The 19,525-nt window shown below is 73.0% G+C and carries 14 protein-coding genes; 12 read left to right on the forward strand and 2 right to left on the reverse strand.

Going from position 1 to position 19,525, the window contains the following annotated elements; all coding sequences use genetic code 11:
* Positions 1-216 precede the first annotated feature (216 nt).
* From L2K70_RS19765 to L2K70_RS19795, 7 genes are all read left to right on the forward strand, one after another.
* Positions 217-714, forward strand: a complete 498-nt coding sequence (locus L2K70_RS19765; RefSeq protein WP_236405066.1) for a hypothetical protein — start codon at positions 217-219, stop codon at positions 712-714.
* A gap of 137 nt (positions 715-851) precedes the next feature.
* Positions 852-2,975 carry a hydantoinase/oxoprolinase family protein gene (locus tag L2K70_RS19770; RefSeq protein ID WP_236405067.1) on the forward strand — a complete coding sequence of 708 codons (2,124 nt, stop codon included), beginning with the start codon at positions 852-854 and terminating at the stop codon, positions 2,973-2,975.
* The gene (locus L2K70_RS19775; RefSeq protein WP_236405068.1) at positions 2,975-4,966 is read left to right on the forward strand and encodes a hydantoinase B/oxoprolinase family protein; all 1,992 of its coding nucleotides are present in this window, start codon (positions 2,975-2,977) and stop codon (positions 4,964-4,966) included. The genes L2K70_RS19770 and L2K70_RS19775 overlap by 1 nt, the downstream gene beginning before the upstream one ends.
* Before the next feature lie 2 nt (positions 4,967-4,968).
* A complete protein-coding gene (locus L2K70_RS19780; protein WP_236405069.1) occupies positions 4,969-5,640 on the forward strand; it encodes an SDR family oxidoreductase in 672 nt (223 codons plus the stop codon).
* Positions 5,641-5,647: 7 nt separating this feature from the next.
* A complete protein-coding gene (locus L2K70_RS19785; protein ID WP_236405070.1) occupies positions 5,648-6,406 on the forward strand; it encodes a class I SAM-dependent methyltransferase in 759 nt (252 codons plus the stop codon).
* Positions 6,407-6,424: 18 nt separating this feature from the next.
* Positions 6,425-7,765, forward strand: a complete 1,341-nt coding sequence (locus L2K70_RS19790; protein ID WP_236405071.1) for a lanthionine synthetase LanC family protein — start codon at positions 6,425-6,427, stop codon at positions 7,763-7,765.
* A 14-nt stretch (positions 7,766-7,779) separates the two neighbouring features.
* Positions 7,780-8,508 carry an SDR family oxidoreductase gene (locus L2K70_RS19795; protein ID WP_236405072.1) on the forward strand — a complete coding sequence of 243 codons (729 nt, stop codon included), beginning with the start codon at positions 7,780-7,782 and terminating at the stop codon, positions 8,506-8,508.
* Here the strand turns inward: L2K70_RS19795 and L2K70_RS19800 are convergent.
* Positions 8,505-8,993 (reverse strand): AAA family ATPase, encoded by a 489-nt coding sequence (locus L2K70_RS19800; protein ID WP_236405074.1) that lies wholly within the window; start codon positions 8,991-8,993, stop codon positions 8,505-8,507. The genes L2K70_RS19795 and L2K70_RS19800 overlap by 4 nt on opposite strands.
* A gap of 114 nt (positions 8,994-9,107) precedes the next feature.
* On the opposite strand from L2K70_RS19800, the gene L2K70_RS19805 reads away from it, so the two are divergent.
* The 4 genes from L2K70_RS19805 (at position 9,108) to L2K70_RS19820 (ending at position 17,754) form a co-directional block, all read left to right on the forward strand.
* Positions 9,108-10,058: a carbamate kinase gene (locus tag L2K70_RS19805; protein ID WP_236405076.1), complete on the forward strand. Its 951-nt coding sequence runs from the start codon at positions 9,108-9,110 to the stop codon at positions 10,056-10,058.
* A 50-nt stretch (positions 10,059-10,108) separates the two neighbouring features.
* Complete coding sequence (bar, locus tag L2K70_RS19810; RefSeq protein ID WP_236405078.1) at positions 10,109-11,215, forward strand: barbiturase; 1,107 nt, start codon at positions 10,109-10,111, stop codon at positions 11,213-11,215.
* Positions 11,216-11,326: 111 nt separating this feature from the next.
* On the forward strand, positions 11,327-14,557 hold the full coding sequence (locus tag L2K70_RS19815) for an ATP-dependent helicase (protein WP_236405080.1): 3,231 nt from the start codon (positions 11,327-11,329) through the stop codon (positions 14,555-14,557).
* Positions 14,554-17,754, forward strand: a complete 3,201-nt coding sequence (locus tag L2K70_RS19820) for an ATP-dependent helicase (protein ID WP_236405082.1) — start codon at positions 14,554-14,556, stop codon at positions 17,752-17,754. The genes L2K70_RS19815 and L2K70_RS19820 overlap by 4 nt, the downstream gene beginning before the upstream one ends.
* 101 nt (positions 17,755-17,855) lie before the next feature.
* Here the strand turns inward: L2K70_RS19820 and deoD are convergent, their stop codons facing one another.
* Positions 17,856-18,566, reverse strand: a complete 711-nt coding sequence (gene deoD / locus L2K70_RS19825; protein ID WP_236405083.1) for a purine-nucleoside phosphorylase — start codon at positions 18,564-18,566, stop codon at positions 17,856-17,858.
* A 32-nt stretch (positions 18,567-18,598) separates the two neighbouring features.
* Between deoD and nudC the strand changes: the two genes are divergently transcribed.
* On the forward strand, positions 18,599-19,522 hold the full coding sequence (nudC, locus tag L2K70_RS19830; RefSeq protein ID WP_236405085.1) for an NAD(+) diphosphatase: 924 nt from the start codon (positions 18,599-18,601) through the stop codon (positions 19,520-19,522).
* Positions 19,523-19,525: the final 3 nt, after the last annotated feature.

The following is a 19,525-nucleotide window of genomic DNA, read 5'->3' on the forward strand; positions in this document are numbered from 1 at the left end:
CTGGGGAGGCGTCGCAGACACCGGGTGATGTGGTGACTGGGATCCGACGGAGGGAGCGATCGATCAGGACATCACCAGAGAGATCACCCGATGACCCGGACGCTTCGGCGACCTGGACATCACGAAGGGCCCTTGACGCTCATACCGCCAAGGGCCCTTCGGCCATTTCGGGCGCGTCCGGGGTCGGCCGGGGTCCGGGACTGGCACCATCCGCCCATGAGCACGACGGTGGACGCGCCCCCGACGCCGGGCTGGCCGGCCGTGCCGACCAGCGCGTGGGCGCTCGCCTGGTCCTTCGTGGCAGGGCAGGTCATCGCGCTGGCGGAGCGTGGCCCGCAGGACGACTCGGCGTGGCCGCTCTCGATCCTGGCCGGCGTGGTCGTGGTGACGTTCGTGTCCCACGGCGTCATGCGGGCGCGATGGGTGCGCTTCTGGCTCGTCGTCCTGCTCCTGGTGGCGAGCGCCGTGGCCGCGCTCTTCGACCTCGTCAACGACGGCTGGACCGCGGCCGGCGCCGCCCTCCTGGGACTGTCGCTGCTCCAGCTCCTCCTGCTCGACCGCTTCTCGCGCACCGAGTGGTTCTCGTGGCATGCCGCGCGTCGCCCCGACCCGCCTCCGCTCACGAGCATCCTCCTCGTGGCGGCGCTGGTCGGCGTGCTCGGAGGCGTCCTCGGCGCCTCGCCGGACGGCATCGGCGCGCACCTCGACCTGTGACGGATCTGCTGACGGGCCTGCTGACGGTCCCGCGATCGAACTGCCACGCCGAGCCGCAGGGTTTGCCGACGGATCCGGGTTTCGTCGGCAATGTCTGCCGTGGTCGCCGCCACGCCGGACTCGGTTGAATCGTCCCCATGGCGCAGCGGCGGATCAGGATCGGGATCGACACCGGGGGCACGTTCACCGACGTCGTGGCCTTCGACGAGGACTCGGGCGAGCTGGTCACCACCAAGACCCCGAGCACGCCGGGCAACCCGGCCGACGGCTTCATCGCCGGCATCGAGAAGATCCTGGAGATCGTCGGCGCGGAGGGCAGCGACATCACCGCCGTCTCGCACGGCACCACGGTCGCGACCAACAAGCTGCTCGAGGGCAAGGTCGAGGCGCTCGGCTTCATCACCACCGAGGGCTACGAGTTCATGCTCGAGATCGCTCGCCAGTCGGTGCCGGACGGTTACGGCAACTCCTACTTCTGGGTGAAGCCCGACCGGATCGTGCCGGCCGACCGGGTCCGCACCGTCGGGGGCCGACTCGACTTCACCGGCGCCGAGGTGCGACCCTTCGACGAGGACGCCGCGGTCGCCGCGGCGCGCTGGTTCCGCGAGCAGGGCATCACCACGATCGGCGTCTGCCTGCTCCACGCCTACGCCAACGACGAGCACGAGCTGCGGATGCGCGAGATCCTGCGCCGCGAGCACCCCGAGGCGGTCGTGTCGATCTCGAGCGAGGTGCTGCGCGAGTACCGTGAGTACGAGCGGTCGATGACCACGCTCGTCGACGCGGCCGTGAAGCCCAACGTCAGCCGTTACGTCACCAACATCTCGCAGCGGCTCGTGACCTTCACCGGTGGGGACAGAACCGGCAACGTCATCCCGTTCTACGTGATGAAGTCCAACGGCGGCGTGCTGTCGGCCGACGAGGTCGTGCACCAGCCGATCACCACCGTGCTCTCCGGCCCGGCGGCCGGCGCGCTCGGCGCCGCCCTGATCGCCAAGGTCGCCGGCTTCCCGAGGATCCTCACCTGCGACGGCGGCGGTACGTCGACCGACGTGTCCGTCGTCCTCGACGGCGAGCCGACCCTCACCACCGAGGGCACCGTCGGCGCCTACCCGAGCAAGATCCCGATGATCGACGTCGTCACCGTCGGTGCGGGCGGGGGCTCGATCGCCTGGCTCTCGCCCGAGGGCTCGCTCAAGGTCGGCCCCCACTCGGCCGGCGCCGACCCCGGTCCGCTCTGCTACGCCAAGGGCGGCACCCAGCCGACGATCACCGACGCCCACGTCACGCTCGGCCGGATCCCTCCCCACCTGCTCGGTGGCGAGATCCCGCTCGACGTCGAGGCGGCCCGCACCGGCATCCAGCAGCTCGCCGACCAGCTCGGCCTCGACTTCGAGCGCTGCGCCACCGGCATCCTGGAGATCTCCGCGTGGAACCAGGCCAACGCGCTGCGCCAGGTCTCGGTCAAGCGCGGCCTCGACGTGCGCGACTTCATGCTGACCACCTTCGGCGGCTCCGGCTCGCTGCTGGCCTGCCGGCTCGTCGACATCCTCGACCTGGCCGGGGTCGTCGTACCTCCCAACCCGGGCAACGTCTCCGCGTTCGGGCTGCTGACCGTCGACGTGAAGAACGACTACGTGCAGACCCACGTCGCGAAGGAGTCGGTGCTCGACCACGCGGCCGTGCAGGGGATCCTCGACGACCTCACCGACCGCGCGCGTGAGGCGCTGGCCAAGGAGGGCTTCGCGCCCGAGGACCACCGCTTCCAGCGGACCATCGACGTGCGCTACGTCGGGCAGGCCTTCGAGGTGCGCGTCGCCGCACCCGAGGCCATGGACGGGCAGAGCGTCGACGCGGCGTACGTCGACCAGGTGGCCGAGGCCTTCCACGCCGAGCACCACCAGCTCTACGGCTACGACTTCCGCGGCGACGCGACCCAGCAGGTCGAGTGGGTCAACCTCCGCGTCACCGGAATCGGGCCGATCACGCGTCCGGAGATCCCGACGCTGGGCAAGGCCGACGGCGGCATCGACCGCGCGGTCCGGGGGAGCAGGCGCGTCTGCTTCGACCCCGACGCGGGCTACGTCGACACCCCGGTCATATGGCGCACCGACCTCGGTGCCGGTGACACCTTCAGCGGCCCCGCCATCGTCGAGGAGTTCGGCTCGACGATCCCCGTCCACCCCGGCTTCGAGGTCGTGGTCGACGACTGGGCCAACCTCGTGATCCGGAAGGTCGCCATGAAGAAGGAGCTGGCGTGATGGCCGCAGTCGACCCCGCCTACGTCACCGCCAAGCCGGTCAACCCGGCCGGCCTGCCGACGTCCTACGAGCACGGCGGCCGCCTTACTCCCGAGGGCTCGAGCGTCGACCCGATCCTCGTCGAGATCGTCCAGGGCACGCTCGCGAGCGTCGAGATGGAGGTCGAGACCGCGATCGGGCGGACCTCGCGCAGCCCGATGATCCGTGACGCGCACGACTTCCGCGCCGGCATCCACGACCGCCAGCTGCGCAAGCTCACTGGTCGCTCCTACAGCGCGCTCGTGCACCCGATCGTGCGCGACTACCCGATCGAGGAGATGCGCGAGGGCGACGTCTTCTTCCACAACGACGTCTACGAGTCCGAGGGCGGCATCGGCCACCTGCCCGACCTCTGCGTGACCGTGCCGGTCTTCCACGAGGGCGAGGTCGTCGCGTTCGTGCAGGCCTTCGGCCACCACGACGACATCGGCGGTGCGGTGCCGGGCTCCATGCCCAGCATCGCGACCACGGTCTACGAGGAGGGGCTTGCCGTCCCGCCGATCAAGCTGTGGGACGCCGGCGTACCGAACAGGTCGGCGCTGCGGATCATGACGCGCAACTCGCGGATGCCCGACAGCCTCGCCGCCGACCTCGACGCGGAGTGCTCGGCCTGCCTGATGGGCGCGCGCCGGCTCGGCGAGCTGTTCGAGCGCTACGGGCGTGAGGCGATCGAGACGTCGTTCGACGCGATCCTCGACACCACCACCGAGACCTACCGGCGCGAGATCCTGTCGAAGATCCCCGACGGCACCTATGTCTGGGAGGACTACGCCGAGCACGACGGCGTCGACGAGCCGCAGCTGCACACCCAGCGGATCACGCTGACCAAGGTGAGCGACGCCCCGGCCGATCCCGAGAACGGTCGCCCCGCCGGGCCGCGGCTGATCATCGACTTCACCGGCACCAGTGCGCAGGCCAAGGGCCCGATCAACCACTGCGGCGACTACGTCGGCGGCAACTTCCTCAAGAAGTGGCTCGCGCCCATCCTGCGCAACCTCGCCGACACCCCTGAGCGGATGGCCGAGCTGGACGTCAACGAGGGCATCGTGCCGCTGATCGAGATGCGCTTCCCCGAGAAGGGCACGCTGCTCACGCCGATCCACCCCGGCCCGACCAACGCCCGCACGTTCGTGATCCTGCGGCTGCTCGGCGTCCTCGCCGGGGTCGTGGCCAAGGCGGTCGACGGCAAGATGCCGGCCGACCAGGAGACGATCCGCTACACCGGCGTCTACGGCAAGGACCTCGACGGCAACGACTACCTCATGCGCGAGGTGCTCGGCGGCGGCTCCGGTGGCCGCTACTACGCCGACGGTGAGGACACCATCCACGTCGTGCCCGACTCCCGGAACCTGCCGACCGAGTTCACGGAGTCGCGGTTCCCGTTCATCGTCGAGCGCCTCGGCCTGGCCGTGGACTCCGGCGGCGCGGGGGAGTTCCGCGGCGGCCTCGGCTACGAGAAGCACATCCGGATGCTCAAGGACGGGCACTTCATGTCCATCGCGGACCGCTCGATCCTGGCCTGCTGGGGCGTGCGCGGCGGCAAGGCGGGCGCGCCGTTCCAGGTCGTCATCGACCCGGGCGGCCGCGACGAGCGGGAGGTGGACGCCCTCGCCGACGCCGAGGAGATCAAGGCCGGACAGGTCGTCCGCATCCGTACGACGGGTGGCGGCGGCTGGGGCGACCCGCTGGCCCGCGACCCCGAGCTCGTCGTCCGCGACGTCGTCTGGGGCAAGGTCTCGGCGGAGGCCGCGCTGCGCGACTACGGCGTCGTGCTGACCGGCTCGCGGGATGCCGGCGACCTGGCGTACGACGCCGACGCGACGACCGCCGAACGTGGCTCACGGCCGGCGTGGAGCAAGGAGGACGACGCGTTCTTCGACCGCGGCCCCGGCTACTCGTCGCTCGCCGACGGAGCCGCGTTCGCCGAGGTCGACAAGGTCGACAAGGTCTGAGCATGCAGGTCGCGGTCGTCGGTGGGCACGGCAAGACGGGTCGTGCGGTGGGCGCGGCCCTCGCCGACCGCGGTGCCGCGGCAGTGCCGCTCGGACGCGCCGACTGGGCCGACCTGTCCTCGGCGGTGGCCCGGTGCGAGGCGTCGTACGTCATCGCGCCGAACCTGCACCCCGACGAGCCGGCCTACGTCGCCGACGTCCTGCGCGCGCTCGGCGAGGCCGGGGTCGGGCGGGTCGTCTACCACTCGGTCGCCTCGCCCTACGTCCCGGCGATGCCCCACCACGTGGGCAAGGCCGTCAGCGAGGACCTCGTCCGGCGCTCCGGGCTCGACTGGACGATCCTCCAGCCGGGCGCCTACCTGCAGAACCTCGACCTCACCGGCCAGGTCGAGGTGCCCTACTCCCTGGACGTGCCGTTCGGGTTCCTCGACCTCGCCGACCTCGGCAGGGTCGCAGCCCTCGTGCTGACGGAGGACGGCCACGTCGGCGCGACCTACGAGCTCGCCACCCGCCTCGCAACGGTGCGCGAGCTCGCCGCCGAGGCGGGCATCCCGGCGCGTCAGGTCGACGACCCCGGCCTGCATCCCTGGCTGTCGGCGATGTTCGTCTACTACGACCAGCACGGACTGCCCGTCGGCACGCGTGTCCTGCGGGGCCTCCTCGGCCTGCCATGATCGGCTCGTGACCGAGCGAGCCCTGACCTTCGGATCGGTCGCGGCCGACTACGAGCGCTACCGACCCGGTTACCCGGACGACGTGGTGGCGGAGGTGCTGGCCTTCGCCGGGCGACCCGTCGCGACCGCGCTGGAGATCGGCGCCGGCACGGGCAAGGCGACGCGCGTGTTCGCTGCGCACGGCCTGCGGGTCACGGCGAGCGACCCGGACGCCGCCATGCTCGCCGAGCTGGTGCGGCACGTGCCCGGCACGGTGCGGAGGGTGCAGGCGCCGTTCGAGGAGCTCCCGCTGGGCACGACCTACGACCTGGTCTACGCGGCGGCCGCGCTGCACTGGACCCGGCCCGAGGGCCGGTGGGAGCGGATGGCCGCCCTGCTGGAGCCGGGCGGGGTGTTCGCGTCGTTCGGGGCGCCGCGGGACCTCGCGGACCCGGCCGTCGGCGACGCCCTGCGCGAGGCGCAGTCGCCGTGGGTGGGCGACATCGTGGTGCCGCCGCCGGACGGCACGCCTGCCGACAGCGAGCTGCAGTGGCCCAGCACCGAGCTGTCGGCCTCACCGCTGTTCACCGACGTCACCCAGGTCGTGCTGGAGGTCCGTACGTCGGTGCCCGCCGAGGACTACGTCGGGCTGATGTCGACGGTCTCCGCCTTCCTGGTGCTGCCCCCGGACACCCGGAGGATCGCCCTCGACCGGGTCCGGGCCGCGCTGCCCGACGAGGTCGAGGTGGTGGGTGACATCCGGCTGCACCTCGCTCGCAAGGCCTGAGCAGGCGATGATCGGCGCATGACCGCTCCCGAGACGTACGGCGACCTCGGCGAAGCGGCGTGGCGCTGGGTGCTCGACCAGGTGAGGTGGGACGACGGCGGTCCGTGGATCCCGGTGTCCGTGCCGCACGAGGGCGGCCCGCCCGAGGACGACCGCGACGGGATGCACAGCGGCATCGGAGGGCTGGCCCACGTGCTGGCCGAGGTGCGCGAGGCCAGGCCGTGGACCGAGGAGGAGCACCGGCTCGCCGACGGCATCGCGACGCGGATCCGGGGCAACCTCGCCACCACGACGACCTACTCCTACTTCGACGGCCTGGTCAGCGACCTCGGCGTCCTCTCCGCGCTGCGGGTCGACGGAGCCGCGGACGCGATCGCCCGGCTCGACGAGCTGATGGAGGACGACGGCTGGGAGCAGCCGTGGATGGTGCCTCCGCGGTTCGCGCCCCACACCCGGATCAACGACGCGACCCTCGGCACGGCCGGCAACCTGCTCGGCGCCGTCTGGGCTCACCGCAGCGGCACACCGGGTGCGGCCGACCTCGCCCACCGGACCGCCGACCTGCTGCTGCGGGAGGGCGAGGCGACCGCGGCCGGGACGGACTGGCCCTTCGTCCCGTACCGGTTCACCGAGGCCGTCCGCGCCGAGCGCGGCGACCAGCAGATGCCGAACTGGTCGCACGGCCTGGCCGGGATCGCCGCGTCCCTCGCGGTCGCCGGCGCCGTGCTCGACCGGTCCGACCTCGTCGAGGCCGCCCGGTCGGGTGCCGAGCACCTCGTGACCCTCGGCGACACGAGCGGTGGCGGCTTCGTGCTGCCCCACGTCATTCCGCGCGACCCCGACCGCGACGAGGTCACCTACAGCTGGTGCCACGGCCCGACCGGTACCTCGCTGCTCTTCACCGCGCTCGAGTGTGCCGGTGTCGGCGAGGTCGCGGGCGAGTCGCCTGAGCGGTGGCAGCGTCGCTGCCTGCACAGCCTGCACACCTCCGGGATCCCGGAGCGGCTGCGCCCGGGGTTCTGGGACAACGACGGCCGCTGCTGCGGCACCGCGGGGGTGGGCGACGTCGTCCTCGACGCGTGGCAGCTGCGCGGCGTCGACGACGACCTCGTCTTCGCGCAGGTGCTCGGCGACGCCCTCGTGGAGCGCGCGATCGTCGTACGGGAGGGCGACGGCGACCGGGCGTGCTGGCGGTTCACCGAGCACCGCAACGATGACCCGCTCCTGCCGCCCGGCGTGGGCTGGATGCAGGGCGCCGCCGGCATCGCGGCGTACCTCCTCCGCCTCGCCCGCGTGCTCCGCGAGGGCCGTGGGACGCCCGCCGTCGCGCGCCTCGACACCTGGTGGAACCTGCCGTGAGGTAGACACCTCCCATGCGCACCCTCGTCACCGGCGGCACCCGCGGCATCGGCGCGGCCGTCGCCCGGCGGCTCGCCGCCAGCGGCCACGACCTCGTGCTCGGCTACGCCCGCGACGACGCGGCGGCAGCGCGTACGGCGACCGGGTGCCGCGAGCTCGGCGTCTCCTGCGCGACGGTCCGGGCCGACGTCACCACCGACGACGGCATCGAGTCCCTGTTCGCCGCCGCGGGTGACCTCACGGCCGTGGTCAACAACGCCGGCGCGACGCTGCACATCGGTCCGCTCGCGGACACCCCGCCGGACGTCGTCCGCGCCACGGTCGACCTCAACCTCACCTCGGCGCTGCTCGTGGCCCGCGCGGCCGTCCGCGTGCTAGGCCGCTCGCGTGGGGGCTCCGGAGGTGTCCTGGTCAACATCAGCTCGGGTGCCGCGACGCTCGGGTCGCCGGGGGAGTACGTCCAGTACGCCGCCGCCAAGGCCGGCGTCGACGCGCTCACGGTCGGCCTCGCGCAGGAGGTCGCGCGCGACGGGGTGCGGGTCGTGGGGGTCGCTCCCGGGATCATCGACACCACGATCCACGGCGACGCCGGCGAACCCGGGCGGGTGGAACGGGTCGGCCCCTTGGTCCCGCTCGGTCGCGCCGGGCACGTCGACGAGGTCGCCCACGCCGTGGCGTGGCTGCTGTCCGACGAGGCGTCCTACGTCACCGGTACGACGCTGCGGGTGGCCGGCGGCCGCTAGCGGGTGAGCCGCTCGATCTCGTCGACGACCTCGGCGAGCGGCCGGGTCGAGTCGATCGGGACGCCGTCGGCGGGGATGTCCTCCCGGGTCTCGTGGAGGCGCAGCACGAGCGCCGTCTCCTCCGGCGCCGCACCCCACTCGTCGGCCGGGCGCGCCCTGAGGCGCTCGAGGAGCGTCGCGCGGTCGAGCTCCAGCACGAACACCTCGTCGAAGAGCCTGATGAAGCGGGCGAAGTTCCGCAACCCACCGCAGAAGAACGTCCGCGGCGTGGCGTGGTCGGCGACGATGCGCCGCACCTCGGCGACGTCCCAGACGTGGTGCTCGTGGGCGTGGCCGTCGACCGGCTCACCGGTCACCGGGTCGCCGCGGTAGGCGAGGACGCGGTCGCCGTGCACGACGTGGTGCCCACGGCGCTCGAGCTCGGTCGCGACCGTCGTCTTGCCGGCGCACGAGACCCCTTCGACGAGGTAGTTGCGGACGCCCACCCGCCCAGTATCGGCGACCGGGCGTCGGCGTCGTCAAGAACTGCCCGCCACTCGGCACCAGCCTGACAACTGTTGCCGGTGGGGGGAGGTGTCCGTGGTCACTACGGTTGCGCCATGAGGGTCCTGCTCGCGCTCGGCGGCAACGCCATGACGAACGCCGACGGGCGGGCGCGTCCCGAGGACCAGATCGCCGCCGCCCAGGTGGCGATGGCCGCCGTCGCCGGTCTCCTCGAGCACGACCACGACGTCGTCATCACCCACGGCAACGGACCCCAGGTCGGCAACCTCCTGGTGAAGAACGAGCTCGCCGCGGGCGTCGTACCCCCCGTCCCGCTGGACTGGTGCGGCGCCCAGACGCAGGCCACCCTCGGCTTCGTCCTGATGGACGCCCTCGACCGCGAGCTCGCGACCCGGTCGCTCGACCGGCGCAGCGCGGCCCTCGTGACCCGCACGCTCGTCGACGCCGACGACGAGGGCTTCACCACCCCCACCAAGCCGATCGGCCGCCACCTCCCCGAAGCCGAGGCGAAGGTCCTGATGGGCCACGGCGAGACCTGGGAGGACCGCGGCGACAAGGGCTGGCGCCGTGTCGTCGCCTCGCCCGAGCCGCGCGAGATCCTCGACGCCCCGGCCGTCCTCGCGCTGATCGAGGCCGGCTTCGTGGTGGTCGCCAACGGTGGTGGCGGCATCCCGCACGTACGACGTCCCGACGGCTCGCTCGCCGGGGTCGAGGCCGTCATCGACAAGGACCTCGGTGCCGCGCTCCTCGCCGACACCACCGGCGCCGACGTCCTCGTCATCGCCACCGACGTGCCCAACGCGGTCGTCCGCTGGGGGGAGCCCGACGCCGAGCCGCTCGGCCGGGTGAGCGTCGCCGAGCTGCGCGCGTACGCCGACGAGGGCCACTTCGCGTCCGGCTCGATGGGACCCAAGGTGGACGCCGTCTGCCGCTTCGTCGAGTCCACCGGCCGCACCGGCGTCATCACCAGCCTCGACCAGATCACCGCAGCGGTCGCCGGGGACGCCGGCACCGTCGTCGTACCCGCCGCCTCTCTCGGTGGTTGAGGTGCGAGCGCAGCGAGCCTCGAAACCCACCCTGAAAGGAAACAGCTGACATGCCCAGCGCCATCGAAGTCCGCAAGGTCCCGATCCACTCGGTCGCCGACGCCTCCGAGCTCACCAGGCTCATCGACGAGGGCACCATCGCGGCCGACCGCGTCTTCGCCATCATCGGCAAGACCGAGGGCAACGGCGGCGTCAACGACTACACGCGCATCATCGCCGACCGCGCCTTCCGCGAGGCGCTCGTCGCCAAGGGCGCCGACCCCGAGCAGGTCAAGGGCATCCCGATCGTCTGGTCGGGCGGCACCGACGGCGTGATCAGCCCCCACGCCACGATCTTCGCGACCACCGACGTCCCCGAGGACGACCCGTCGCGCGACGAGCTGCGGCTCACCGCCGGCTTCGCGATGAGCGAGGCGATCCTGCCCGAGGAGATCGGCTACGTCGCGATGATCGAGAAGGTCGCCGCCGGCGTGAAGGTCGCCATGGAGCGCGCCGGGATCACCGACCCCGCGGACGTGCACTACGTCCAGACCAAGACCCCGCTGCTGACGATCCACACGATCCGCGACGCCAAGTCGCGCGGCAAGACCGTGTGGACCGAGCACACCCACGAGTCGATGGACCTCTCCAACGGCACCACCGGTCTCGGCATCGCCGTCGCCCTCGGCGAGATCGAGATGCCCACCGACGAGGACGTCATGCACAACCGCGACCTCTTCTCCTCGGTGGCCTCCTGCTCCTCGGGCGTCGAGCTCGACCAGGCGCAGATCGTCGTCGTCGGCAACGCGAAGGGCGTCGGCGGCAAGTACCGCATCGGTCACTCGGTGATGAAGGACGCGCTCGACGCCGACGGCATCTGGGAGGCCATCGGCTCGGCCGGCCTCGACCTGCCCGAGCGGCCGCGCACCAGCGACCTCGACGGACGCCTCGTCAACGTCTTCCTCAAGTGCGAGGCCAGCCAGGACGGCATGGTCCGTGGTCGCCGCAACGCGATGCTCGACGACTCCGACGTGCACTGGCACCGCCAGATCAAGTCCTGCGTCGGCGGCGTGACCGCCGCCGTCACCGGCGACCCGGCGGTCTTCGTGTCGGTGTCCGCGGCCCACCAGGGTCCCGAGGGCGGCGGCCCGGTCGCCGCCATCGTCGACCTGTCCTGAGTCGCCCCCAGCCGCTCGGACGTCATACGGACGGGGCAACCGCTCGTCCCGTCCGTATGACGTCGTGGCGCCGCCCGCACGGTGTCGGTGGTCCGTGATGGGGTAGCACCCGTGAGTACGACGACCCGCTACCGGCTGGTGGCCCCCGACCGCGCGGTCGTGGTGCCCGAGCTCGACGAGCACCAGCAGCGCGTGGTCGACCACGAGGGCGGTCCGCTGCTCGTGCTGGCCGGTCCCGGCACCGGCAAGACGACGACGCTCGTCGAGGCGATCGTCGACCGCATCGAGCACCGCGGCGCCTCGCCCGACTCGGTGCTCGCGCTCACCTTCTCCCGCAAGGCCGCCGAGCAGCTGCGCGACCGGGTCACCGCGCGCGTGGCCCGCACCACGTCGGCCGGCTCGTGCTCGACCTTCCACTCCTTCGCCTACGCGCTGGTCCGCAAGTACGCACCCGCCGAGCTCTACGAGGGCGCCATCCGGCTGCTGTCCGCCCCCGAGGCCGACGTCGTGCTGCGCGAGCTGCTGCGCGACAACCCGGAGTCGGTCGTCTGGCCCGAGCCGCTACGTCGTGCCGTCGGCACGCGCGGCTTCGTCCGCGAGGTGCAGGCCGTCCTCGCCCGTGCCCGCGAGAAGGGGCTCGACCCGGCCGGTCTCCGCGCGCTCGGGATCGAGCACGACCTGCCCGAGCTGATCGCCGCAGGCCTGTTCCTCGAGCAGTACCTCACGGTCCTGGACAACCTCGGCGCCACCGACTACTCCGACCTCATCCGCCGCGCGGTCATCGAGGCGGAGGCCCACCGTGACGAGCTCCGCGCCCGCTGGTCGCACGTCTTCGTGGACGAGTACCAGGACACCGACCCCGGGCAGGTCGCCCTCCTGCGTGCGCTGGCGGGCGACGGCCGCAACCTGACCGTCGTGGGCGACCCGCACCAGTCGATCTACGGCTTCCGCGGCGCCGACGTGCGCGGCATCCTCGACTTCCCGGCGTCGTTCCCGACGGCGTCCGGTGCGCCTGCCCCGGTCGTCGTGCTGCGCCGCACGCGACGATTCGGTCCTCGCCTCCTGCTGGCGGCCGGTCGCGTCGCGAGCCGGCTGACGCTGACCGGCAGCATCGACGCCGACGCCCGCGAGGCCTTCCTGTCACCCGAGGCCGTCCCCGGGCCGCAGGGCGACGGACGCGTCGAGGTCGTCACCTACGACACCGAGCGCGCCGAGGCCGAGCGCCTCGCCGACCTGCTCCGCCGCGCGCACCTCGAGGACGGCATCGCGTGGGAGCGGATGGCGGTCCTCGTCCGCTCCGGTCGCACCAGCATCCCGCCGCTGCGCCGCGCCCTGGCCGCGGCCGGCGTGCCCGTCGAGGTCGCCTCCGACGACCTGCCGCTGGTCCGCGACCCCGCCGTCGTCCCGCTGCTCGACGCGCTGCGCGCGGTGGTCAACCTCGACAACGACGACCCCGACTCACCCGACTACCTCGACCCGGGACGGGCGGAGTCGCTGCTGCTCTCGCCACTCGGCGGGCTCGACGCGTCCGACCTCCGGGCCCTCGTGCGACGGCTCCGCACCCGCGAGAAGGAGGTGGCCGACCCCGACGCCCGGCGCACGTCCCGCGAGCTGCTGCGGCTGGCCGTGGTCGAGCACGGCTTCCTCGACGGGCTGGAGGGGCCCGACGTCGATCGGGCGGCGGCCCTCGCGACGCTCCTGGCCGACGGCGCGCGGATGCTCGCCGAGCGCGCTGGCGTCGAGGACCTGCTCTGGCACCTCTGGTCCTCGACGTCGTGGCCCGAGCGGCTGCGCCGGCAGGTCGACCTCGCCGGCGCCGGTGCCCGCCGCGCGCACCGTGACCTCGACGCGATCGTCGCCCTCTTCGACCTCGCGTCGCGGGCCGTCGACCAGCGCGACCACGTCGGCGTCGCGGCCTTCTTCGCGAGCGTCGTCGCCCAGCAGCTCCCCGCCGACACGCTCGCCGAGCGTGGCGTCCGTGGCTCGGCCGTGCGGCTGCTGACCGCCCACCGGTCGAAGGGCCTCGAGTGGGACCTCGTCGTGGTCGCCCACGTGCAGCAGGAGGGCTGGCCCGACCTGCGCCGCCGTACGACGCTGCTCGGCGCCGACCGCATCGGGGTCGACGCCGCCGGCCACCCCGACCTCGTCCCGCCCGTGACCTCCCGTGCGCTGCTCATGGAGGAGCGCCGCCTGTTCTACGTCGCCTGCACGCGCGCACGTCGCCGGCTGGTGGTCAGCGCCGTGAAGTCGCCGGACGACGACGGCGAGCAGCCGTCGCGGTTCCTCGAGGAGCTCGGGGTGAAGATCGAGCACCGCGACGGCCGGCCGCCGCGGCCGCTGTCGCTGGGTGGTCTCGTCGCCGAGCTGCGCCGCAACGCCGCGGACCCGGGCGTCACCCCGGCGCTGCGCGAGGCCGCCGCGCGGCGGCTCGCCGCCCTCGCGGCCGAGGAGGTCGACGGTCGTCAGCTCGTGCCGACCGCGGACCCCTCGACGTGGTGGGGCACCCGCAGTGCCACCCGGTCGGTCGAGCCGATCCGCGACCCGGAGCGACCGGTGCCGATCTCGGCCAGCATGCTCGACTCGATCCTCCTGTGCCCGGCGCAGTGGTTCTTCGAGCGCGAGGCTGGCGGTGTCTCGGCCGTCCACCAGTCCGCCAACCTCGGTCAGGTCCTCCACGCCCTCGCCGAGCGTGTGGCCCACGGTGAGCTGCCCGCCGAGGTGGAGCCCCTCATGGCCGAGGTCGAGGCCATCTGGGACCGGCTCGCGTTCCGCACGCCCTGGTCGCGCCAGCGCGAGCTCGCGCGGATCCGCAAGGCGGTCGGTCGGTTCGTGCTGTGGCACACCTCCAACCCGCGCGAGGTCCTCGCCGCCGAGCAGCGCTTCCAGAGCGTCGTCGACGTCGACGGCCGTCCGGTCATGCTGACGGGCTTCGCGGACCGGCTGGAGATCGACGACTCCGGCCGGGTGGTCGTCGTCGACTTCAAGAGCGCCCGCACGGCCCCGACCGGTCCTCAGGTGGCCGGCAACCTCCAGCTCGCCCTCTACCAGTACGCCGTCGACGCGGGCGCCGTCGACGAGGCCGCCGGCCGGTCGATGGTCTCTGGCGGCGCGGAGCTGGTGCAGCTCGGCATCGACGACGACTCGACCGTCCCGAAGGTCCAGGCGCAGCCGGTGCACTCGGCCGACGGGGCCGAGCGCACGGCCCTCCGCACCGGACTGGCCCGTGCCGCCCAGCTGGTCCGCGACGAGACGTTCCCGGCCGTGGCGGGGCAGCACTGCCGCGACTGCCCGTTCACCGCCATCTGCCCCGCCAAGGGCGCCGGGAGCGTGACCGTCCAGTGACCGAGCAGACCTTCACGCCCGTGCGGATCGACACCCCGGAGGACCTCCGGGCGCTCATGGGCGCCGAGCACGCCGCCAGCGACGAGCAGTGGGCGGCCATCACCGCACCCCTCCGACCGACGGTCGTGGTCGCCGGCGCGGGCAGCGGCAAGACGACACTGATGGCGCAGCGCGTCGTGTGGCTCGTGGCCACCGGCAAGGTGCGCCCCGAGGAGGTCCTCGGACTGACGTTCACCACCAAGGCCGCAGCCGAGCTCCGCCACCGCGTCACTGCCGCGCTCGGGGCCGCGGGGCTGCTCGACCGGTCCGTGGTCGCCGACGGGGAGGACGTCCTCGAGCCGACCGTGGCGACCTACCACGCCTACGCCGCGACCCTGCTGAGCGACCACGGCCTGCGGATCGGCCACGAGCCCGACACGCGCGTCGTCTCGGATGCCTCTCGCTACCAGCTCGGCGCCCGCGTGATCGAGCGGTTCACCGGCCACATCGAGCTGCTGACCGACCACCCGGCGACGGCCATCCAGAACCTCCTCGCCCTCGACGGCGCGATGAGCGAGCACCTCGTCGACGAGGACGACGTGCGCCGCACCGACGACGAGGCGCGTCGCGGCTTCGAGCGCGCGCTGGCCGAGGAGCAGGCCGGCAAGGCCCGGTCGACCTACCTCGGGCCTCCCGCCAAGGCCATCAACGCGATCGACCGGCGGGCCGAGCTGCTCCAGCTCGTCCGTGGCTACCGCACGCTGAAGTCCGACCTCGGGCTGATGGACTTCGGCGACCAGATCGCCCTCGCGGCCCGGCTCGTCGACGACCAGCCGGAGGTCGGCGAGATCGAGCGTGGGCGGTTCAAGGTCGTGATGCTGGACGAGTACCAGGACACCTCGGTCGCCCAGGCCACGATGCTCGCCCGGCTCTTCGGCGGCGGGCACCCGGTCATGGCGGTCGGTGACCCCAACCAGGCGATCTACGGCTGGCGCGGGGCCTCGGTGTCCAACATCCTCAACTTCGCCGACACCTTCCCGGCCGCCGACGGCGAGGCCGGTCGGTTGCCGCTGACCGTCAACCGCCGCTCCGACCGACGCATCCTCGCGGTCGCCAACCGGCTGGCCGAGCCGCTGCTCGAGGCCTACGGCGACAAGGTCGCCCGGCTCCGGGCGTCCGAGATCGCGGGAGAAGGCAGGGTCGAGACCCGGGTGTTCGAGCGCGCCTCCGACGAGCTCGCGTGGCTGGCCTCGGCGGTCCGGGGGGTGCACGAGGCGGGGACGGCATGGTCCGACATCGGCGTGCTGACCCGGGACAATGCGCAGGGCGAGGAGGTCTACGACACGCTCACCTCCGCAGGCATCCCCGTCGAGATCGTCGGTCTCTCCGGCCTGATCCGGTTGCCGGAGGTCGCGGAGGTGGTCGCCACCCTCACCCTGATGCACGACGTCACGGCCAACCCCTCGATGCTCACCCTCCTCACCGGGCCGCGATGGGCGATCGGTCCGCGCGACCTGCGGCTGCTCGCGCTCCGTGCCGCCGAGATCGCGGGCGTACGCGGTCGTACGGAGGCCGCGTCGGTCGCCGACCAGCTGCTGCAGATCGCCGACGGCATCGACGCCTCGGAGCTGCCCGCCCTCAGCGACGCCGTCGAGTCGCCCGGCGAGGCGTCGTACTCCGCCGAGGCGCTCGACCGGTTCGGCCTCCTCGCCACCGAGCTGCGGCGGTTGCGCGCCCACGTCGGCGACCCGCTGCTCGACGTGGTCCGCCGCATCATCGACACCACCGGCGTCGACGTCGAGCTGGCCTCGGCGACCTCACCGGCCGCGGCCGCGCGCCGCGACAACCTCGACCTCTTCGTCAAGGCGGTCGCGGAGTTCCAGTCGGTCGACGGCGACGTCACGCTCCCGGCCCTGCTGGCCTACCTCACCGCCGAGGACGACCAGGGCAACGGCCTCGACGTCGCGACCCCGACCGCCGCCGACTCGGTCAAGCTGCTGACCGTCCACCGCGCCAAGGGTCTCGAGTGGTCGTCGGTGTTCTGCGTCGGGGTGGGGGAGACCCGCTTCCCGAGCAACCGCTCGCGCACCCTGTGGACCTCGTCGCCCGCGGTCCTGCCCGCACCGCTGCGCGGCGACCGCGCCGACCAGCCGCAGCTCGCCGGGCACGACAAGGCTGCCCTCGACGCCTACCGTGCCGCCACCAAGGCGCACGACGCCGAGGAGGAGCTGCGCCTGGGCTACGTCGCCTTCACCCGCGCCGCCCACCACCTCGCCGTGACGTCCTACGTCTGGGGCCAGCGTGCGACGCCGTTCGGCCCCTCCGACTACCAGCGGGTGGTGCGTGAGCAGCTCGAGGACTGGGGCGATCCGGTCGAGCACTGGCTGGAGAAGCCGCCGCCCAAGTCGCCCAACCCCAACGACGACGTCGATCCCTCCCGCCCGTGGCCGGTGCCCGGTCCGGGGGAGGAGGCCGCGCGCCGGCTGGCTGCCGCCGAGCTCGTCCGCAGCGTCGACCCGACCGCACCCGACCACGGCCTCGACATGGTCGAGACGGCGCTGGTCGCGGAGTGGGACGACGACCTGGCCCAGCTGCTCGCCGAGGCGCGTGCGGAGCGGGCGGCCGTGGTCGACCTCGAGCTGCCCGGAAGCCTGTCGGCCACCTCCGTCGTGCGCCTGCGGGACGACCCTGAGGCCTTCGCCCGCGACCTCGCCCGCCCGATGCCGCGCCCGCCCGCGCCGGCGGCTCGCTTCGGCACGGCCTTCCACGCCTGGGTCGAGCACCGGTTCGGCCAGCAGGCCCTGATCGAGCCCGACGAGCTGCCCGGCCGCGCCGATGCCGGCATCGACGACGAGGCCGACCTCGGCGAGGTGGTCAAGCGGTTCGAGGACGGCCCGTTCGGCGACCGCGCGCCCCACGCCGTCGAGGCCCCCTTCGCCCTGGTCCTCGCGGGTCAGGTCGTCCGCGGTCGCATCGACGCCGTCTACGCCGAGCCCGCCGACGCCGGCGGTGGCTTCCTCGTCGTCGACTGGAAGACCGGCCGCCACGAGACCTCCGACCCGCTCCAGCTCGCCCTCTACCGCCTCGCGTGGTCCGAGCTCACCGGCACGCCGCTCGAGGACGTCCGCGCGGCCTTCCACTACGTCCGCACGGGCCGCACGGTGATGGTCGACGACCTCCCCGACCGCGCCGCCCTCGAGGACCTCTTCGCCCTCTGAGGCCGGCTCTCCCGACGTCCACCCGAGCGGCGCGTGAGGAGGGATCGCGGGCTCCGGAATCCTCCTCACCCACCGCTCAGCGAGCGAAAGGCGGCGGTACGTCAGCGCAGCGCTGCGGTGAGCGCGATCTCGACCATCTCGCCGAAGGTCTGCTCCCGCTCCTGCGAGGTCGTCTCCTCGCCGGTGACGATGTGGTCGGAGACGGTGCAGATCGCGAGGGCCTTCCGGCCGTGCTTCGCGGCGAGCGTGTAGAGCCCGCTGGCCTCCATCTCGACGCCGAGGACGCCGTACTTCACCATCTCGCCCATCAGCTCGGGGCGGGCGGGGTAGAACGAGTCGCTCGAGAAGATCAGCCCGACGTGGAACGGCGAGCCGCCCTCGCGGGCCTCGGCCGCCTCGACCGCGCCGCGCAACAGCCCGAAGTCGGCGACCGGGGCGTAGTCGAGCCCGTGGAAGGCGATGCGGTTCATCGAGGAGTCGGTGCAGGCGCCGGAGGCGATGATGACGTCGCGGACGGCGACGTCCTCGGTCACGGCACCGCAGGAGCCGACCCGCACGATCGACTGGACGTCGTAGTCGGTGAACAGCTCGTTGACGTAGATCGCCATCGACGGCTGGCCCATGCCGGAGCCCTGGACGGAGACCGGCCGGCCGTTCCACGTGCCCGTGAAGCCGTACATCCCGCGCACCTCGCTGTAGCAGCGCGCGTCGTCGAGAAACGTCTCCGCGATCCACTTCGCCCGCAGCGGGTCGCCGGGCAGCAGGACGGTGGGGGCGATGTCGCCGGGCTGGGCGCCGATGTGCGTGCTCACGCCGCGCACGCTACCGACTAGCGTGGGAAAGCGTGAGCTCCGAGCGCCTCCTCCCGCACGCCGCACTGTCCGCCCACGCGCACAACCGGATCGGCCTCCGCCGCACGGACTCCGAGTGGCTCGACGCGCGGATGGCCGATCCCGCGACCAAGGTGCTCGTCGTCGCCGGCAACCGGCTGCGGCCGGTCGACGGCGCGATCGCGTGGGTCGCCCCGGCCGAGGCCCCCGACGGCATCCTCGTGCTGCTCGGCGAGCGCGACGACGCGGTGCACGTGGCCGTGATCGTCGCGCCGGAGGACGCACCGGGCGAGGCCGGCGACTGGGTGCCGCTGCGCGACGTCCTCACGCTGCTCGCAGAGGGTACGGCGGACCAGGCGCCGCTCGTGATGCATGCGATCGGGCTCGCCGAGTGGCACCACGCGACGAGGTTCTGCCCGCGCTGCGGCGGCACGTTGGTGAGCCGCGCGGCCGGCCACGAGCTGCGCTGCACGCAGTGCGATCGTGCCCAGTTCCCCCGCACGGACCCCGCGGTGATCATGGCGATCACCTACGGCGACGGCGACGACGAGGCGATCCTGCTCGGCCGCAACCGTGCCTGGCCGGCGAACCGCTGGTCCACGCTCGCCGGCTTCTGCGAGCCGGGGGAGACCCTTGAGGACGCCGTACGACGCGAGGTGGACGAGGAGGTCGGGGTGCGGGTCGGCGAGGTGAGCTACTTCGGCAGCCAGCCGTGGCCGCTCCCCGCGAGCCTCATGCTCGGCTTCACCGGACGCGCACTCACCACCGAGATCGACGTCGACGGCGCGGAGATCGAGGAGGCGCGGTGGTGGACGCGCGCCGATTTCGAGGCAGCGGCGCGCTCGGGCGAGATGGTCGTGCCGCGCGGCATCTCGATCTCGTCGTCCCTCATCGAGACGTGGTTCGGCCGCCCGCTCGACGGGCCGGGGTGGGACTGACGC

It is taken from the genome of Nocardioides potassii, assembly GCF_021648885.1.
In the GTDB taxonomy this organism is placed as follows: Bacteria; Actinomycetota; Actinomycetes; order Propionibacteriales; family Nocardioidaceae; genus Nocardioides; species Nocardioides potassii.

Excerpts from the sequence above, each read along its gene's own strand:
- L2K70_RS19795 (WP_236405072.1), top strand. The coding sequence starts at position 7,780 with ATGCGCACCCTCGTCACCGGCGGCACCCGCGGCATCGGCGCGGCCGTC.
- L2K70_RS19780 (WP_236405069.1), top strand. The coding sequence starts at position 4,969 with ATGCAGGTCGCGGTCGTCGGTGGGCACGGCAAGACGGGTCGTGCGGTG.
- L2K70_RS19790 (WP_236405071.1), top strand. The coding sequence starts at position 6,425 with ATGACCGCTCCCGAGACGTACGGCGACCTCGGCGAAGCGGCGTGGCGC.
- L2K70_RS19805 (WP_236405076.1), top strand. The coding sequence starts at position 9,108 with ATGAGGGTCCTGCTCGCGCTCGGCGGCAACGCCATGACGAACGCCGAC.
- bar (WP_236405078.1), top strand. The coding sequence starts at position 10,109 with ATGCCCAGCGCCATCGAAGTCCGCAAGGTCCCGATCCACTCGGTCGCC.
- L2K70_RS19770 (WP_236405067.1), top strand. The coding sequence starts at position 852 with ATGGCGCAGCGGCGGATCAGGATCGGGATCGACACCGGGGGCACGTTC.
- L2K70_RS19765 (WP_236405066.1), top strand. The coding sequence starts at position 217 with ATGAGCACGACGGTGGACGCGCCCCCGACGCCGGGCTGGCCGGCCGTG.
- L2K70_RS19775 (WP_236405068.1), top strand. The coding sequence starts at position 2,975 with ATGGCCGCAGTCGACCCCGCCTACGTCACCGCCAAGCCGGTCAACCCG.